At 73.2% G+C, this 17,142-nt stretch carries 14 protein-coding genes, 1 tRNA gene and 1 pseudogene; 6 read left to right on the top strand and 10 right to left on the bottom strand.

From position 1 onward, the window contains the following. Positions 1 to 73 precede the first annotated feature (73 nt). Positions 74 to 1,372, top strand: a complete 1,299-nt coding sequence (locus E1O70_RS00290; protein ID WP_061268267.1) for an MFS transporter — start codon at positions 74 to 76, stop codon at positions 1,370 to 1,372. Between the two features lie 33 nt (positions 1,373 to 1,405). On the opposite strand, the gene E1O70_RS00285 is transcribed toward E1O70_RS00290, so the two are convergent. Together E1O70_RS00285 and E1O70_RS00280 are read right to left on the bottom strand one after the other, a co-directional pair. Beyond that, positions 1,406 to 2,752: an MFS transporter gene (locus tag E1O70_RS00285; protein WP_061268266.1), complete on the bottom strand. Its 1,347-nt coding sequence runs from the start codon at positions 2,750 to 2,752 to the stop codon at positions 1,406 to 1,408. Positions 2,753 to 3,287: 535 nt separating this feature from the next. Then, a complete protein-coding gene (locus E1O70_RS00280) occupies positions 3,288 to 3,539 on the bottom strand; it encodes a cell division protein CrgA (protein WP_021483485.1) in 252 nt (83 codons plus the stop codon). A gap of 346 nt (positions 3,540 to 3,885) precedes the next feature. On the opposite strand from E1O70_RS00280, the gene E1O70_RS20235 reads away from it, so the two are divergent. Genes E1O70_RS20235 through E1O70_RS00265 form a run of 4 tightly spaced genes read left to right on the top strand, consistent with a single transcriptional unit; the run spans position 3,886 to position 6,312 of the window. After that, positions 3,886 to 4,686: a DUF881 domain-containing protein gene (locus tag E1O70_RS20235; protein WP_240696548.1), complete on the top strand. Its 801-nt coding sequence runs from the start codon at positions 3,886 to 3,888 to the stop codon at positions 4,684 to 4,686. Further along, positions 4,683 to 5,462, top strand: coding sequence for a class E sortase (locus E1O70_RS20230; protein ID WP_061268265.1), 780 nt, complete (start codon positions 4,683 to 4,685; stop codon positions 5,460 to 5,462). The genes E1O70_RS20235 and E1O70_RS20230 overlap by 4 nt, the downstream gene beginning before the upstream one ends. Next, positions 5,462 to 5,656, top strand: a complete 195-nt coding sequence (locus tag E1O70_RS00270) for a hypothetical protein (RefSeq protein ID WP_034650515.1) — start codon at positions 5,462 to 5,464, stop codon at positions 5,654 to 5,656. Before E1O70_RS20230 ends, E1O70_RS00270 begins: the two co-directional genes overlap by 1 nt. After that, a complete protein-coding gene (locus E1O70_RS00265; protein WP_061268264.1) occupies positions 5,653 to 6,312 on the top strand; it encodes an aminodeoxychorismate/anthranilate synthase component II in 660 nt (219 codons plus the stop codon). The genes E1O70_RS00270 and E1O70_RS00265 overlap by 4 nt, the downstream gene beginning before the upstream one ends. A gap of 121 nt (positions 6,313 to 6,433) precedes the next feature. Here the strand turns inward: E1O70_RS00265 and pknB are convergent, their stop codons facing one another. From pknB to E1O70_RS00230, 7 genes are all read right to left on the bottom strand, one after another. After that, positions 6,434 to 8,494 (bottom strand): Stk1 family PASTA domain-containing Ser/Thr kinase, encoded by a 2,061-nt coding sequence (gene pknB, locus E1O70_RS00260; RefSeq protein WP_061268263.1) that lies wholly within the window; start codon positions 8,492 to 8,494, stop codon positions 6,434 to 6,436. Between the two features lie 110 nt (positions 8,495 to 8,604). Continuing rightward, entirely contained in the window at positions 8,605 to 10,287 is a 1,683-nt protein-coding gene (locus E1O70_RS00255) for a serine/threonine-protein kinase (RefSeq protein ID WP_082774585.1), read from the bottom strand. After that, the gene (locus E1O70_RS00250; protein ID WP_061268262.1) at positions 10,284 to 11,750 is read right to left on the bottom strand and encodes a peptidoglycan D,D-transpeptidase FtsI family protein; all 1,467 of its coding nucleotides are present in this window, start codon (positions 11,748 to 11,750) and stop codon (positions 10,284 to 10,286) included. The genes E1O70_RS00255 and E1O70_RS00250 overlap by 4 nt, the downstream gene beginning before the upstream one ends. Further along, positions 11,747 to 13,387 (bottom strand): FtsW/RodA/SpoVE family cell cycle protein, encoded by a 1,641-nt coding sequence (locus tag E1O70_RS00245; RefSeq protein ID WP_082774584.1) that lies wholly within the window; start codon positions 13,385 to 13,387, stop codon positions 11,747 to 11,749. The genes E1O70_RS00250 and E1O70_RS00245 overlap by 4 nt, the downstream gene beginning before the upstream one ends. Beyond that, positions 13,387 to 14,817 (bottom strand): Stp1/IreP family PP2C-type Ser/Thr phosphatase, encoded by a 1,431-nt coding sequence (locus E1O70_RS00240; RefSeq protein ID WP_061268261.1) that lies wholly within the window; start codon positions 14,815 to 14,817, stop codon positions 13,387 to 13,389. The genes E1O70_RS00245 and E1O70_RS00240 overlap by 1 nt, the downstream gene beginning before the upstream one ends. Before the next feature lie 6 nt (positions 14,818 to 14,823). Beyond that, positions 14,824 to 15,354 (bottom strand): FHA domain-containing protein FhaB/FipA, encoded by a 531-nt coding sequence (locus tag E1O70_RS00235; RefSeq protein WP_061268260.1) that lies wholly within the window; start codon positions 15,352 to 15,354, stop codon positions 14,824 to 14,826. Positions 15,355 to 15,364: 10 nt separating this feature from the next. Continuing rightward, a complete protein-coding gene (locus tag E1O70_RS00230; RefSeq protein WP_021480387.1) occupies positions 15,365 to 16,072 on the bottom strand; it encodes an FhaA domain-containing protein in 708 nt (235 codons plus the stop codon). 388 nt (positions 16,073 to 16,460) lie between these two features. Between E1O70_RS00230 and E1O70_RS00225 the strand changes: the two genes are divergently transcribed. Next, positions 16,461 to 16,544 (top strand) — tRNA-Leu (locus E1O70_RS00225). 123 nt (positions 16,545 to 16,667) lie between these two features. Here E1O70_RS00225 and E1O70_RS20225 read toward each other — a convergent pair. Beyond that, positions 16,668 to 17,116 (bottom strand): annotated as a pseudogene (locus tag E1O70_RS20225) (DUF6389 family protein). Between the last annotated feature and the right edge of the window lie 26 nt (positions 17,117 to 17,142).

Genomic DNA, 17,142 nt, shown 5'->3' with positions numbered 1-17,142 from the left:
CCCGATCGTCTGGCGATCACGACTAGTATCGCCGACGAGCGCCCCCGGCGCCGCGAGCGACCAGGGAGGGCCAGTGCGCGACGTCGTCGGCGAAGGAGCGAGCGGTCCTCCGGGCTTCGCCGCACGCCGTCGCCAGGTCTTCCTCGTCGCCTACCTGGGCTACGCAGCCTGCTACCTCGTGCGCAACAACGTCGCCGTGGTGAGCGACCTCCTCACGCGCGAGCTCGGGTTGAGCGTGACCCAGGTCGGCGGGCTGCTCGCCGGGTTCACCCTCAGCTACGGGCTGGGCAAGCTCGTCATGGGGGTGGTGGTGGACCAGCTCTCGCTGCGGTACGCGTTCGCGTGGGGCCTCGGAGTGTCGGCCGCTCTGTGCTGCGGCATGGCGTTCCTGCGCGAGCCCTGGGCGCTCGGCATCGCGCTGGTCCTCATCGGCCTCGTCCAGGGCGCGTGCGCTCCTGCCGCGCTCGCGATGATCGGTGCGTGGTACCCGCCGGTGCTCCGTGGGAGCAGGGTCGCCGTGTGGAACACGTCGCAGAACGCGGGTGCGCTCGCCCTGCCGCTGATGATCTCGGGCGGGCTCGCACTGGCCGGTCCGACGGACTGGCGCGTCGGCTTCTGGGCGCCGGGACTCGTCGCACTCGTGTGTGCCGCCGTCGTCGCCCGGGCCGGAGGCGAGCGACCGTGGCAGGAGGGGTACCCGACGCTGCGTGCGGTGTACGGAGCCGAGGCGAGCCCGGCTGTGACGGTACCCGCCGAGGTGCCGTACTGGACCCTGGTGCGCGTGCACGTGCTCGGGAGCCCCGTCCTCGCGCTGCTCGTGATCCTCAACTCGTTGCTGTACCTGCTGCGGTTCGGGGTGCTCAACTGGCTGCCGATCTACCAGATCCAGGAGAACCGCCTGACCCAGTTCGAGGCGTCGCTCGCCATCACGGCGTTCGAGTGGGGGGCCATCCCCGGTTCGCTCGCCTTCGCGCTGCTCGCGCGGCGCTGGCCGGGGCGGATGGCGTCGTCGGCCGCGGTGGCGATCATCCTCCTCGCGCTGGTGCTCGTCGCGTACACGGTGAGCGACACGGCCGACTCCGTCGTCCTCACGGTCGTCCCGCTCGGTGCGCTCGTGTACGGCCCGCAGGTCATCGTCAACGTCCTGACCCTGAACTTCGTGTCCCCCCGTGCGGTCGGTGTCGCGGTGGGGTGGGTCGGTCTCGGCGGGTACCTGGTCGGTGCCCTCCTGGCCAACACGGCGATCCCCCGCATCGCGGCCTGGTCCACGTGGGACCTGAGCCTCGCGACGCTCGTCGTCGTCTGCCTCGTGTGCGTCGCGCTCTGCCTCCGGCTGCGGCGCCACGAGCTCCGGCTCCGGATCGGTGGATGACGCCGGGCGTCAGGGCCCGGCGCCACCCACGGCTCACGCGGCGACGATCTTGCGCTCGTACCGCGCGAGAGAGAGGTAGAGCGCGCCGCCGAGGACGGCGAACGCCGAGAGCACGAGGAAGCTCACGGTCCAGCTGAGCCTCTCGGCGAGGATCGGCATCACGAGGTTGGCGGCCATCTCGCCCACGATGTACCCGAAGAGCCCCACGAACCCGACGGCGACACCTGCCGCCTTCAGCGGGACCACGTTGAGCGTCATGATGTTGACGATGAGCTGGGGGCCGTAGATGAGCGCGCCCATGACGCCGCTCACGAGAAGCAGCACGGGGTAGCTCGTGTTGCCCATGTACAGGTAGACGGAGGCCGCGAGCACGAGCAGGCCGATGCCTCCCACCAGCGACTGCTTGTTCGGCAGCTTGATCGCGACCCAGGCGAAGAAGAAGCAGCCCGGGATCGCCACCCACTCGAGCACGGCGAAGGCGGTGAGGTACTCGGTCTCGGAGAAGCCCATCTCCGTGCCGAGGAAGGCCGGCATCCAGTTGAGCACGCCGAAGCGCACGAAGTAGAGGATCGCGTTGACGAGGCCGATGGTCAGGACCACGGGCGACGTGAGGACGTACCGGACGAAGCTGCGGAGGTAGCTCTCGTCGGGCTTGACCTCGACCTGCGGTTCGCCGGCCGCCCCGTACATCGTGGAGAGCCGGTCGAGGCCCTCGCGGTCCGGACGATCGCCACCGAACTTCCAGAAGACGAAGCTCAGGCCGAGGACGAGGAGACCCGGCACCAGGAACCCGATCGAGGTCGAACCGGGACTCACCGTCGTGACCAGCCAGGTGAGGATCAGCGGGAGACCCGCTCCGCCGAGGTTCTGCGACGTGTTCCAGATCGCGATGCCCGAGCCTCGCGACTTGTTCGGGTACCAGTTCGCGATCATCGCCATCGACGAGGGGGCGAGCGCGCCCTGGATGACACCGAGCGCCAGCATGAGGACGAAGAACAGGGCGAAGCTGTCGACGAAGCCCATCGCGATGCACAGGACGGCCGACAGCCCGAGGCAGGCGGCGAAGATGCGGCGCAGGCTGACGCGGTCGGCGACCGCACCCATGAAGAACTTCGCGAACCCGTAGGTGATGGTGAACGCGGTGAGGATCAGCCCGACCTGGCTCAGCTCCCACCCGTTCTCCAGGCGGATCGTCTCGCTCTGCAGCTTGAAGTTGTTGCGCACCAGGTAGGCGCAGACGTACCCGACGTAGGCGACGAGGAAGACGACCTTGCGCCGCCCGAGGTACGTGAGGAACTTCTCCGGATGCTCCGCGCGGTACGTGTCGACCGGTTGCCCCCCGGCGGCGGAGGTCCCAGGAGACGTACGAGTATCTGTCATGTCACACATCCTTGTGTCGGTCTGGAGCGCAAAGTGTATGACAATTTCACCGGGTGTCGAGTGATCAGCCAGTGCCGAGAGGTGCGGCGCCGTCGGCGCTCCGCGCGGGTGGTGGACCCGACCGGTGGGGGGCCTCGTTCATCGTCCCGTTCCTGGTCGTCGGGAGCGGAGACGGGCTCTTCCCGGCTCGGACGAGGGGGCGATCAGGATCGCGGCGCGGCGCTCGAGGGGCCCGAGGCCGTCAGGACGCGGGTGCTGAGCCCCGGGCGCTGCAGCCGCCGCAGGACGGGCTTCAGCGGCGGTGGCGGGGGTACGGGACGGCGTGCGACGGCGGGAGAGATCACCGGGCCTGTCGCCGGCCCGCAGGCGCAGTACCGCGGGTCGGGCGGCCGAGCGGGGGCGCAGTGGCGCCTCACCGTCGCGGGGATCGCATCCCCTGGAGCCCGACGTGTAGCTCCCCGCCGGCGGTGCATGGTGCCGGGGAGGCCCGGGGTGCGCGCTCCGTCGCGCGCGCCGCGGGCTCCCCGGGCAACGGCTACTTCCAGCGCGTCGTGAGCGCGAAGCCCGCGATGATGAAGGCGAAGCCGACCCCGAGGTTCCACGCGCCGAGCGGCGGGACGGGGAGCTGCTTCGGACCGCTGAGGTAGAACAGCACGATCCAGGCGAGCCCGACGAGCATGAGCCCGAGCATCGTGGGCACGAGCCAGCGCGGGTTGCCCGTCTCGGGCTTCGGCACGCTCGGCGGACGCTGCGGCTTGGGCTTCTTGCGCGACTTCGACTCGGGCACGAGGGTGGGCTCCTGTCCTGGTGGGGCTCGCTGCGCCGGCGCCGAGACGCACCGCGGGAGCGGACGCCTGCCGTCGTCGTGCAGGAACCGTGCATGGGTCGGGCGAAGGTCGTCGACGGGCCGCGAGGCTCTGCCGGAGCACAGGTCCGTCACGATCGTGGACGACGTTCGTCGACTAGCGTAGTGGGCGCACACAATAGGCACGGACACCGCGCGCGGAGGACGTGCCGCGAGGTGTGCCGCGCACGACTCAGCACGACACAGTCCACCACGCCGACGCATCACGCCGACGCACGACGCCGACCCGGTCGACGACCTCGTCCGCCCCCAGGAAGGAGACGGTCGCGTGAGCACCACGGACCCCGCCGCCACGGGCCCGGACGACCCCGCCGAGGGGCCGTCGTCCGCCCCGGGCGGCACGCCGCGCGCGCGTCGCGTCCGGTCCGCCGTGACGGTCGCGCTCGTCCTCGCGCTCGCCGGGGTCATGTTCACGGCGAACGCGCGCCTCGCGCGCGGCGACGAGTCCCGGCACCCGGAGAACCTCGCGCAGCTCGTCGACCGCGAGTCCGACCGCGTGGCCGACCTCGCGACGCAGGTCGACGCCCTGACGGCGGAGGTCGCGGACCTGTCGCAGACCGGGGACGCGCCCGCCGGCGTCGACCCCGACCTCGCGGCGCGCACGGCCGTGGCCGCGGGGACGACGCCCGTCGAGGGCGCCGGCGTCTCCGTGACGCTCGACGACGCGCCCCCCGAGGGCAGCTACCCGGCGGGGATCCGCCCCGACGACCTCGTCGTGCACCAGCAGGACATCCAGTCCGTCGTCAACGCGCTGTGGGCGGGCGGTGCCGAGGCGATGACGCTCCAGGGGCAGCGCGTCACGGCGACGTCGGCGTTCCGCTGCGCGGGCAACATCCTGCTGCTGCACGGCCGCGTGTACTCCCCGCCCTACGTCGTCGAGGCCGTGGGCGACCCCGAGGCCCTGCGCGACGCGCTCGACCGTTCGCCGGGCGTCCAGGTGTACAAGGAGTACGTCGACGCGGTGAACCTCGGCTGGTCGGTCGAGGACGAGAGCGACATCGAGATGCCGGGCTACCAGGGGGCGCTCGAGCTCCGCTACGCGCGCCCGTCCGACGCGGTGGCGTCGTGACCGCGACGACCCCCGCACCGGCCCGCCACGCGGGGCACCGCGGCTCGGGTCGCGGTCCGGTGTCCGCCGTCGTGGGGGTGCTCGGCGAGCTGCTCATCACGCTGGGGATCCTGCTCGGCCTGTACGTCGTCTGGCAGCTCTGGTGGACGGACGTCCAGGCGGACCGCGTCCAGGCGCAGGTGCTCGAGGAGATCCAGGCGCCGACGCCGGACGCGGCGGACGTCGGTACGACGATCCTGCGTGACGACCCGCCCGTCCCCGCCGCGCCCGCGCTCGGCGAGGTGTGGGGCACGCTCTACGTGCCGCGCTGGGACGGCAAGATGATGCCGATCGCGGAAGGCACCGACAAGCGGTCGATCCTCGACCAGGCGATGGCCGGGCACTACCCCGAGACCGTCATGCCGGGCGCCGTCGGGAACTTCTCCCTCGCCGGGCACCGGCAGACGTACGGCAAGATCTTCCACGACGTCGAGGAGCTCGAGATCGGCGACCCGATCGTCGTCGAGGCCGACGGCACGTGGTACGTCTACCGCGTCGACCACATGCAGGCCGTGAAGCCCGACCAGGTCGAGGCGATCGCGCCCGTCCCGTGGCAGCCCGGCGTCGAGCCCACCGAGCGGTACCTCACGCTGACGACGTGCCACCCGATCGGCCTCAACTCGCTCGTCGCGCGGTACATCGTCAACGCGAAGTTCGACTACTGGATGCCCGTCGAGGACGGCACGCCGCCGGAGCTCGTCGGCCAGACCGCTCCCGCCGCCGAAGGAGGCTCGTGATGTACGGGGCGCTGTGGCGCGTGCTGCCCGGCCCGGCGTGGCTGCGGGTGCTGATCCTGCTCGTCCTCGCGGCCGCCGTCGTGCTCGCGTGCTTCGAGTGGCTGTTCCCGCTCGTGTCCGAGTACATGCCGTTCAACGACCCCAACATCCAGACCGACGCCGCCGGCGCAGCGTCCGTGGAGGCCCCGCGATGACCCACCCGACCCGCATCCTCGTCGTGGACAACTACGACTCGTTCGTCTACACGATCGTCGGCTACCTCGACCAGCTGGGCGCGCAGACCGTCGTCGTGCGCAACGACGCGGTGCCGGAGCCCGACGCCGAAGGGCGCTTCCGCGACGCGGACGGCACCGTGTTCGACGGCGTCCTCGTCTCCCCCGGGCCCGGCACGCCGAAGGAGGCCGGGCAGAGCGAGCACGTGATCCGCACGTGCGCCGCGTCGCGCACGCCGATGCTCGGCGTGTGCCTGGGCCACCAGGCCCTCGCCGAGGTGTACGGCGCGACGGTCACGCACGCCCCCGAGCTCATGCACGGCAAGACGAGCCTCGTGGAGCACGAGGGCGAGGGCGTGCTCGCCGGCCTCCCCCACCCGTTCACCGCGACGCGGTACCACTCGCTCGCCGTCGTGAGCGACACCGTGCCCGCCGAGCTCGAGGTGACGGCGACGACCGCCGGGGGCGTCATCATGGGCCTCCAGCACAAGGACCTGCCGCTGCACGGCGTCCAGTTCCACCCGGAGTCCGTGCTGACCGAGGGTGGCCACCGCCTGCTCGCGAACTGGCTCGAGGCGTGCGGCCTGGAGGGCGCCGTCGAGCGCTCCGCGGGCATGGCCCCGCTCGTGCGCCACTAGCGAGCACCGCGCGGCACCGGCCCCCGTCTGTCTGCCGCCACTCGGACGCGCCGCACGACGACGGGCCCTCACCTCCGTGGAGGTGAGGGCCCGTCGTCGTGGAGGGCCCGGGGGCGGTGGGTCAGCCCTCGCCGTCTCCGCCGTTCCCGTTGCCGCCGCCGTTGTTCCCGCCGCCGTTGTTCCCACCGTTCGACGGTCCGGGTCCGGTCGAGACGATGAGCGACACCTGGGTGCCGACCGGGACCTCTGCCCCGCCGCGCGGGTCGGACCCGATCACGACGCCGGCCGGCCACTGGTCGGACTCCTGCGTCTGGCGGGTGCCCACGTTGAGCTCGGCACCACCGAGCGCGTCCTTCGCCTGGTCCTCGGTCATCCCGACGAGGTTCGACGGCACCGTCGTCGTCTCCGCCGCGCGCGGGATCGCGACCTTGAGGGTCACGGTCGACCCCTGCGGGACGCTGCCCGCGTTGGGCTGCTGCGAGAGGACCTGGTTCTCCGGCTCGTCGGACTCCTCGTCGCTGCGGTCGACCTTCAGGCCGAGCGCCTCGACGGTCGACTTCGCAGCGTCGAACTGCTGGCCCGTGACGTCCGGCAGGGCGACGAGGCCGCTCGACACGAACAGGTTGACCGTCGAGCCCGCCGGCACGGACTGGCCGGCGCCGGGGTCGGTCTTCGTCACCGCGCCCTTCGGGACGTCCGGCGAGTCCTCCGTGTTGACGTCGCCGACGTTGAGCCCGGCGTCGGAGAGGTACTGCCGGGCCTCCTCCTGCGTCTTGCCCTTGAGGTCCTGGATGGTGACGGCGTCGGGACCGGCCGAGAAGAAGGCGGTAACGGTCACCCCCAGCTCCTGGGTGGTGCCGCCGGCGGGGTCGGTCCGGGTGAACGTGCCCTCGGGCTCCGTGGAGTCCTGGTCGATCGCCTGCGCGTACTCGAAGCCCGCCTCGGTGATCCTCTGCTCGGCCTCCGCGGGCGTGACGCCCGCCGACAGGGTCGGGACGGTGCCGGTCGTCGGCTCGTCCTCGCCCTGGCTGTTGATGACGATCATCGTGATGATCGCGGCGAGCGCGAGCACGCCGACGGCGATGAGCGTCCACATGAGGCCCTTGCGGCTCTTGGGCTGCTCCTCGTCCTCACCCGGTGGCTGCTCCCCCGGCGGGACGGCGGGAGCCGCGCTGGTCGCCCAGGGGTTCGCCGCCGCGGCGGCCGGGGTCATGACCTGCGTCGCGGACTCGACCATCGTCGGCTGGAGGTCGGCGGCCGCGGCGGCAGCGCCGAGGCCCGCGGCGGCGGCCGCGACGCCGAGCGCCGGAGCCGTGATCGACCCGCCGCGCACGGCGTTCTCCAGGTCGGCCCGGAACTCGGCGGCGCTCGAGTAGCGCGCCGTGCGGTCCTTCGCGAGCGCCTTGAGCGTGATGCGGTCGAGCACCTCGGGCACGTCGGGAGCGATCGCGCTCGGCGTCGCGGGCGCCTCGCGCACGTGCTGGTAGGCCACTGCGACGGGCGAGTCGCCGATGAACGGCGGGCGGCCGGTGAGCAGCTCGTAGAGCAGGCAGCCGGTCGAGTACAGGTCGGAGCGCGCGTCGACCGTCTCGCCGCGCGCCTGCTCCGGGGAGAGGTACTGCGCGGTGCCGATGACGGCCTGGGTCTGCGTCATCGTCGCGGCCGAGTCCGCCATGGCACGGGCGATGCCGAAGTCCATGACCTTCACCGCGCCCGTGGGCGTGATCATCACGTTCGCGGGCTTGATGTCGCGGTGCACGATCCCGGCGTGGTGCGAGTACTCGAGCGCGGCGAGCACGCCCGCCGTGATCTCGACCGCCTCGTCGATCGGGACGGCCTGGCCGTCGCGCAGGATGTCCCGCACGGTGTGGCCCTCGACGTACTCCATGACGATGAACGGGACGTGCACCGAGTTGCCCGTGGCGTCCGCGTGGACGTCCTCGCCGGTGTCGTAGACCGCGACGATGGCCGGGTGGTTGAGGGACGCCGCCGCCTGGGCCTCGCGGCGGAAGCGCGCGAGGAAGGTCGGGTCGCGCGCGAGGTCGGAGCGCAGGATCTTGATCGCGACGGTACGACCGAGGCGGTTGTCGTGCCCGATGTGCACCTCGGCCATGCCACCACGGCCGATGAGCTCACCGACCTGGTAGCGCCCGGCAAGCACTCGGGGAGCGTTGTCCACCACTCATTCGTCCTTCGGTGTCGTCGGAGCCGTGGGCGCGTCCGCCCACGGCACAGCTGGCGCAATCATCCCACCCGCGACCCTGCGGCCACGCGGGGAACACCACGATGTCGTCACGATGTCACCCGTCCGGGGAGCGTCTCGGCGTCCGGCACGGCGACCTCCACGGAGGTCTCGGCGCCGCGCACGGGGGCGGCGTCGCCGCCGTCGCCGTCCCGGTCCCCGAGCGTGGCGATCGTCGCGATCACCAGCACGAGCAGGAGGCCCAGGAGGGCGACGAGGGGCCAGGTCAGGCCGTTGGGCAGGCCTCCCAGGCGGCGGCCCGTCGTGGTCGACGTGCGGCGCCCCGCGGAGCGCGACGGCACGGGTGCCGACTGCGACTGTCGTCGGGCCTCGGCGCGGGTCGCCGGGGCGACGTGCTCGGCGCGCGTCGAGCCCGCCGGACCCCCGGGCGCGCCGGCCGGGCGCGTGCCCGCGCGGGTGGGCTGCGGCCGTCGTGAGGAGCGCGTCGGACCGTGCATCTCGCGACGCGGCGGGTACGACCGCGGGGCGGCCGGGTCGTCCGCCGGGGCCGCGGGGACGGGGCGCTCCCACGGGAGGGCCGGGCCGGGCGCGGCGTCGTCCGGTGCGGGCGGCGCCGGGACGGGCTCGGCGGTCGCCGGGACCGTCCCGCCGTGCCGGCCGAGCGGGCGGACGCGGGTGGCGTCGTCGTCGGGCGGGCCGGGGGGCGTCGCGGCCGACGGCGGCGGCACGTCCGCCTGCGCGGCGTGCGCGGCGCGACGGGGCTCGGGGGCGACCCACGGGTTCGCCGGGTCCGTCGCGTGCGGGTCGCGCACCGCGGCCGGGATGACGAGCGGCGTGATGACGGGTGCCGGGTCCGGCTCGGGCGCGGGGACGTCGTCGGCGGTGGGGCGGGCCCGGCGCGCGCGGCGCGTGGGGGCGGGCGCCCCCGTGCGGGCGGACCAGGGGTCGCTCGCGAGGCGCGCGGCGATGCCCTCGAAGACGCGCGCGAGCGCGTCGGCCGGGTGGGGCCGCGCCAGCGGGTCCTTGGCGAGCATGACCATGACGAGCTCGCCGAGCTCCGGGTCGACCGACGTGGGCAGCGGCGGCACCGGCTCGTTGACGTGCGCGACCGCGATGTCCACCGGCGTGGACCCCGTGAACGGGCGGTTCCCCGCGATGGACTCGTACGCGACGATGCCCAGCGCGTAGATGTCCGAGGCGCCGGTGGCGGCCTGGCCGACGGCCTGCTCGGGCGAGAGGTACTGGGCCGTGCCCATGACCATGCCCGTCGCGGTCATCGGGACCTGGTTGGCCGCGAGCGAGACACCGAAGTCGGTGATCTTCACCGTGCCGGAGCGGTCGATGAGGATGTTCCCGGGCTTGACGTCCCGGTGCACGACGCCGGACAGGTGGGCGGCGTGCAGCGCGCGGGCGGTCTGCGCGAGGATCGGCAGGAGCCGCGCGGGCGGGAGCACCGGCTCGCGCTCCAGCAGGTCCGCCATGGGCTCGCCCACGACCAGCTCCATGACGAGGTACCCGGAGCCGTTCGTCTCGCCGTAGTCGTACATCTGCGCGATGTTGGGGTGCGAGAGCGCAGCGCTGTTGCGGGCCTCGGTGCGCAGGCGGTTGAGGAAGTCCTCGTTGCCCGCGTACTCGCTCCGCAGGACCTTGACCGCGACCTCGCGGCCGAGCGCGTCGTCGGCCGCGACCCACACCTCGCCCATGCCGCCGACGGCGATGCGTCGCACGAGGCGGTAGCGGTTGCCGAGCGTCAGCCCCCGGACCGGCTTCATCCGTTCAACACCGCCTCCATGACGGCGCGGGCGATCGGCGCGGCGATCGCGCCGCCCGTCGCCTCGTTGCCCATCGAGCCGCCGTTCTCGACGATGACCGCGACCGCGACCTGCGGGTCGTCGGCCGGGGCGAAGCTCGTGAACCACGCGTGCGGCGCGGCCTCGCCGCCCGTCTCGGCGGTGCCCGTCTTGCCCGCGACCTGCACGCCCGGGATCTGCGCCGCCTTGCCCGAGCCGTTCTGCACGACGCCCACCATCATCTGGGTGAGCTGCTCGGCCGTCGACGGCGAGACCGAGGTGCGCAGACGGCGCGGCTCGGACTGCCGGACGACGTCGAGGTCGGGGTTGCGGATCGTCTCGACGGTGTACGGGGCCATCTGCACGCCGTCGTTCGCGATCGCGGCGGCGACCATCGCCATCTGGAGCGGCGTGACCTTGACCTCGCCCTGGCCGATGCCGGCGCGCGCGATCCCGGCGGCGTCCGCGCCCGGCGTGCCCTCGGCGGGGAAGCGGCTCGGCGTGACGTCCATGGGGATCTCGAGCGAGGCGTCGAAGCCGAAGTCCTCGGCCTGGTCGCGCATCGCGTCCTCGCCGAGGGTCATGGCCAGGTCGCCGAACGCGGTGTTGCACGAGATGCGCAGCGCGTCCGCGAGGGTCATCTCGCCCGTGGGCGAGCAGCGTGTGCCGCCGAAGTTCTTCATCGTCTGGGTCGACTGGGGGTACGGCAGCTCGTCCGGGGCCGGGATCACGGTCTCGGGCGTGTACTGCCCGCTCTCGAGGGCCGCAGCGGAGGTGACGATCTTGAACGTCGAGCCCGGCGGGTACGTGTTGCCGCGGATGGCCCGGTTCGACATCGGGTTGCCCTCGGCGTTGAGCAGCCCCTGGTAGCGCTGGCGCGCGAGGGCGGTGTCGTGCGTCGCGAGCTCGTTCGGGTCGTAGCTCGGCTTCGACACGAGCGCGAGGACGCGGCCCGTCTTCGGCTCGATCGCGACGACGGCGCCGCGCTGGTCACCCAGCGCGTCCCACGCGGCCTGCTGGGCCGCCGGGTCGATCGTCAGCTCGACGGACGCGCCCTGCGGCTGCTGCCCCGTGAAGAGAGCGCTCAGGCGGTCGAGCCACAGCGAGCTCGCCTCGCCGTTGAGGTAGTCGTTCTCCTTGTCCTCGATCTCCGTGCGCCCGTTGGTGAGCGACAGGAAGCCGGAGACGGGTGCGTAGAGCGGGCCGTTCGAGTACTGGCGCTGGAAGCCGAACGCGTCGTCCACCGGCGTCGAGGACGCGATGGCGTCGCCCGCGACGACGATCGGGCCGCGGAACTTGTTGTACTCGCGGTAGATCGTGCGGGCGTTGCGCGAGTCGTTGTTGAGCGAGTCGGCCTGGACGAACTGGATGTACGTCGTCGACACCATGAGCGCGAGGAACATCACGAGGACGACGGTCGCGACGCGACGCAGGGGGACGTTCACCGGGCTCCTCCCCAGGGGTCACGGTCGGTCTCGGCGCCTGCGTCCGGTCGCTGCACGACCTCGGTCCGCAGCTCGTCCGGGTGGTCGGGGACCTCCCCGCTGCGGCCGACGGCGGGCTGGACGCCCGTCGTCGCGCGCGCGGGGCCCGTGGACGGACCGGGGACGGCGGGCGCGCCGACCGTGGTGGGGGCGTCGTCGGGCAGGGCGCCCACGGCCGCGCCGCCGCCCACGACCGCGACCGGGTCGGAGTCGGTGCGGCTGCGCGCCCCGCCGGGCGCGACCTGCCCGCGCACGGGCAGGGAGGAGGGCCGGCGCGCGTCGTCGGAGATGCGCAGCAGCAGCCCGACGACGAGCCAGTTCGCGAGGAGCGACGACCCGCCCTGGGCGACGAACGGCATGGTCAGGCCCGTGAGCGGGATGATCCGCGTGATCCCGCCGACCACGACGAAGAGCTGCCACGCCATGACGAACGCGAGGCCGCCCGCGAGCAGCTTGCCGAACCCGTCGCGCACGCCGATCGCGGTGCGCAGGCCGCGCTCCACGAGGACGAGGTACGCGAGCAGGATGCCGATGAGACCCGTGAGCCCGAGCTCCTCGCCGAGCGACGCGTAGATGAAGTCGGAGAACGCGTACGGGACCGTGCGGGGGTAGCCGGCGCCCCAGCCCGTGCCGAAGAGGCCGCCGTTGCCGAGCGAGAACAGGCCGCCCACGAGCTGGCCCGAGCCACCCGGGCTGCGGCCGAAGATCTCCGGGTCGAACGGGTGCAGCCACACGTCGATGCGCGCCTGCACGTGCCCGAACGTCGACGCCGCGAGCACGGCGCCGACCGCGATGAGGAGCAGACCGATGACGACCCAGCTCACGCGCTCGGTCGCGATGTAGAGCATCGCGACGAACAGGCCGAAGAACAGGAGCGAGGTCCCGAGGTCGCGCTCGAACACGAGGATCGCGAGCGAGACGAGCCAGACGATGATGATCGGCCCGAGGTCGCGCAGGCGGGGGAGCTGGAGGCCGAGCACACGGGGGCCGGCGAGCGCGAGCGTGTCGCGGTTCGTCACGAGGTACCCCGCGAAGAAGATCGCGAACGCGACCTTCGCGAACTCGGCCGGCTGGAGCGAGAAGCCGAACAGGTTGATCCAGATCTGGGCGCCGTTGATGCGGGTGCCCAGGCCCGGGACGAGCGGTAGCGCGACGAGCACGATGCCCGCGATCATCGCGGTGTACGTGTAGCGGCGCAGGGTGCGGTGGTCGCGCAGGAACCAGACGACGGCGAACGCGCAGAGGATGCCCAGCGCGGTCCACTGGAGCTGGCGGGGCGCGAGGTCCTGCTCGCCGCCCGTGACCTGCGAGCCCAGGTCGAGGCGGAAGATCATGGCGAGGCCGATGCCGTTGAGCGCGACGGCGATCGGCAGGATCACCGGGTCCGCGTACGGCGCCTTGAACCGCAGCAGCACGTGCGCGGCGCCCGCGAGCACCACCGTGCCGATGCTGTACACGTAGAAGCGGCCCGGGAGCTCGCCCGTGAGCTGCAGACCCACGAGCGCGTACGCCCCGATGCCCAGCGCGAGCGCGAGGACGAGCAGACCGAGCTCCGCGCCCCGGCCGGGGCGCACCTCGGTGGTCTCCACCGTGGCCATCAGGCCCCCGAGCCGGCGCCGTCGGTGGGCGCGGGGGTCACGGCCGGCGCGTCGGCCTCCGGGGTCCCCGTCGTCGCGTCGTCGGGGGTCCCGCCCGTGGTCCCGTCCGTCGAGCCGTCGGTCGCGGGGGTCTCGGTGGTGTCCTCCGCGGCCTCGGCCACCAGCCGCTCGGCGCGGGCGCGGGCGTCCTCGAGCGACTCCGCGGGGATCGTGGTCTCCAGGCGGTCGACGACGTAGCCCGGCAGGTCGTCGACGCGCGTCCCGGTGAGCTCGATCGGGGTCGACAGCGTGACCGGGCCCGCGTTCTCGGGGATGCCGCGGAACACCGCGACCTGGCCGTCGGCGACGCCCACGTAGTACTGCGACTGCGTCCAGCGGTAGCCCGCCCAGCCCGCGACGCCCAGGCCCGCGACCACGAGAAGGATGGCGACCACGGTGACCCAGCGCCGGGGCGCGCGACCGGGACGCACGTCGTCCTCGTCGTCGCCGGAGCCCTCGGGGGTGGTGCGACCCTCCGCGCCGTCCTCGTCCGCCGCGTCGGCGTCCGGGTCCTCGGCCGGGGCGGTCGCCTTCGTGCTCGCCATGAGCGCGGCCGCGCGGGCCGCCGGGCCGTCCGCGGCCGACGTCGGGGCGTCGCGGTCGATCGCCGCGGACCCGACGACCTGCGCGCCCGTGCCAGGGGCCCCGCCGTCGGGCAGGGCGTCGACGTCCACGACGTCCGCGACGACGACCGTCACGTTGTCCGTGCTGCCCGCGCGCAGCGCGAGCTGGAGCAGGTGGTCGGCGCACGCGTCGACGTCGTCCGTGTCGGCGAGCGTCTGCGCGATGGTCTCCTGGCTGACGAACCCGGACAGGCCGTCCGAGCACAGGAGCCAGCGGTCGCCCGGCTTCGCCTCGCGCACGGACATGTCCGGCGTGAGGTCGATGTCGAAGTCGCCCAGCACGCGCATGACGACGTTGCGCTGGGGGTGGGTCTCCGCCTCGTCCGCCGAGATGCGCCCCGTGTCGACGAGGTGCTGGACGAACGTGTGGTCGGTCGTGACCTGGTTGAGCTCGCCGTCGCGCAGCAGGTAGGCGCGCGAGTCGCCGAGGTGCGCCATGGCGAGCTTGTTGCCCGCGCGCAGGATCGCGGTGACCGTCGTGCCCATGCCGACCAGCTCCGGGTCGGTCACGCTGCGGTCCACGAGGTCCTGGCGGGCGTGGTCGATCGAGCGCTCGAGCTCGGCCAGCGCGTCGTCCGGGCCGTGCGACTCGCCGTCGAGCGGGGCGAGCGCGGCGATCGCGATGGAGGACGCGACGTCGCCCCCCGCGTGTCCGCCCATGCCGTCCGCGACGACGAGCAGGTGCGGGCCCGCGTAGCCGGAGTCCTGGTTGTTGGAGCGCACGAGCCCGACGTCGGAGCGCGCGGCGTAGCGCAGGGCGATGTTCACTGCGGGCTACCTCTGCAGCTCGACGACGGACTGACCGATCCGCACCCGCGTCCCCGGGCCCAGGGGGGTGACCTGGGCGATCCGCTGGTCCTCGACGTAGGTGCCGTTCGTGGAGCCCAGGTCCTCGACGAACCAGGACCCGTGCTGCGGGAAGATGCGGGCGTGGCGCGACGACGAGTAGTCGTCGTCGAGGACGAGCGTGCAGCTCGGCGCGCGGCCGATGAGGATCGACGACGTCGTGAGCGGGATCGTCGTCCCGGTCAGCGGGCCGGCGGTGACGACGAGCCGCGACGGGCCCGCGGGCGCGGCGGGTCGCGACGGGCCCGCGGGCGCGGCGGGTCGCGACGGCTCCGGGGCGGCGGGGGTGGGGCCCGACGTCGGGCGGGCGGCCGGGGCGGGGGCGCCCTTCTTGCCGCGGCGCGGCGTGATCTTCGTGCCGTACAGGTCCCGACGCAGCACGCCGATCGCGGAAAGCACGAACACCCAGAGCAGCACCAGGTAGCCCAGCCGGAGCAGGGTGAACGTGAGATCGGTCATGCGGGCCGGATCACCACTCCTCGTTGTCGGACGCGCCGGTCCAGAACATGATGCGGGTCCGGCCGATCGTCAGGGAGTTCCCGTCGAGCAGCGTCGCGGCGGGCACCTGGTGGCCCTCGACGAACAGCCCGTTCGTGGAGCCGAGGTCGGTCGCGATCACACCCTCCGGGGTCACGCGGATCTCCAGGTGGCGCCGCGAGACGCCCGGGTCGTCGACGACGATGTCGGCTTCCGAGCCGCGGCCGATCACCGTGACCGGGCCGGTGAGCAGGTAGCGCTGCCCGTCGATGTCGACGAGCGGGTGGCGCGTGCTCGGGGACGCCGTCGTGGCGGGGGCGACGTTGCCGCGCACGCTCGCCGAGCGGAGCTGGAAGCGGCCGACGTCGAGCGTGTCGTTCTGCTCGAAGCTCACGCTCACTGGGCCGACGAACGCGTAGTGCTGCGACGCGGCGTACTGGGTGACGTTCGACGCCAGCTCGTCGGCGAGCGTCTCCGCGCCCCACCCCTCGACCTGGCCGAAGTCGTCCACCGACAGCTCGATGGTGAACTCGTTGGGCACGACCGTGCGCTCGCGGTCGACGACGGCGGCGCGGTCGTCGACCTCGCGCCGCAGCGCGCTCGCGAGCTCGACGGGCTTGACCTCGCTGCGCCCGACCTTGGCGAAGGCGTTGTTCACGACGCGCTCGACGCCCTTCTCGAAGCGGTCCAGGACTCCCATGCCACCTCCTCCCTCGTGCTCGCTCGTGCCGCGGCTCGCGCCGCGCGGATCTCGTCTGCTTCCCCGGTGGCCCCCCGCGCACCCGCGTCCGGGCAGACTACCTAGATCGTATCGATCGCGTCGGACCAGCAGGCCCGTTTCGTCGGACGATTACCGGACGGATGTGGCGCTTTCGTGGCGGAGCGTGTGAACGTCGGGCGTCCGCTCCCCCGCCGAGCACGAGGTTGCCGTCGTCTCGCCGCTCTTCCCGGGAGCGACGACGTGCTCGAGGGCGACGAAGGTCGTGGTCGGCGACGGGGCCACGCCGCGGTGCGTCCGGGTGGCGGGCGTCACGCAGGACGGCGCGGTGCCGGTCGGTCGCCCGCGCCGTGCTAGTCTTCTGCGGCACGCGCGAGTGGCGGAATAGGCAGACGCGCACGGTTCAGGTCCGTGTGCCCGAAAGGGCGTGGGGGTTCAACTCCCCCCTCGCGCACGTGACGAGGTCCCGGTCAGGTCGTCCCTGACCGGGACTTTCGCATTCCCGGCCCGTGCTCTTCCTCTGGGCGGCGCCTCCGGGTGTCGCCCCCGGCGACCACGCGTGGCCTGGCTCCCGCGCTCATGGCGCGAGCGCGCGCGGCACGGAGGTGCCGTGGCCGTCGTGCCCGTCCACCACGCCCGGCACGCGCGACCTGCCGCGCGCTGCGGCGTCCCGCACCTCCACGACCCAGTCGGCGGCGGTGTCGACGACGACGTCGCGCGCGTCGTGCGGCTCGCGGCCGGGTGCGACGAGCGGCACGTCCGGGACGGGGCCGTCCTCGCGTGCACGACCTCGAACAGCGTGCGGTGCGGCGCGATCGCGCGGTCGAGCACGGCGGCGTCGGGGCCGTCGAGCGACACGACGACGTCGAACGTGCCCTCGCCGTCCTGGTCGGGGAAGACCGTGACGACGATCTCCTCCGCGCGGTCCGGGAGCGCGTCGACGACGGCGCGCAGGCGGCGCACGGCCTCCGGCGCCGCGGCGTCGAGGTGGGCTCGCACGAGGCGGGCGTGGGTCGCGGCGTCCATCGCGCCACGGTAGCGCCGGGAACGCC

The sequence above is a fragment of the Cellulosimicrobium funkei genome, from assembly GCF_004519295.1.
Classification (GTDB): domain Bacteria; phylum Actinomycetota; class Actinomycetes; order Actinomycetales; family Cellulomonadaceae; genus Cellulosimicrobium; species Cellulosimicrobium funkei.
Note: the sequence above shows the minus strand (reverse complement) of the source record. Positions and strands in the feature narration are given on the sequence as shown.